1 pseudogene is annotated in these 252 nt (G+C 59.9%); it reads right to left on the reverse strand.

The features are described 5' to 3' along the window. A pseudogene (locus F7R02_RS26120) lies at positions 1 to 125 on the reverse strand (transposase); the annotation flags it as partial. Positions 126 to 252 lie beyond the last annotated feature (127 nt).

Here is a 252-nt window from a genome sequence, read left to right on the forward strand (position 1 = left end):
GCCGCGTTGTCGAGCGCCAACTCGGCATACATCCGTTTGAGCTTGGCGTTCTCGGACTCGAGCTCCTTGACCCGCCGCAGCTCGGACGCCTCCAAGCCGCCGTACTTGCTCTTCCACTGGTAATAGGGGTTCACCCCCGTTTTCACGGACACTTACAAGAAGGCCGATCAAGGCCATGAGGAGTGTTCATGTCAAAGCGCAGGAAGTTCACTGCCGAGTTCAAGCGTGGCGCGGTTGAGCAGGCCAGCCAGC

The sequence above is a fragment of the Xanthomonas cissicola genome (assembly GCF_008801575.1).
GTDB lineage: Bacteria > Pseudomonadota > Gammaproteobacteria > Xanthomonadales > Xanthomonadaceae > Xanthomonas > Xanthomonas cissicola.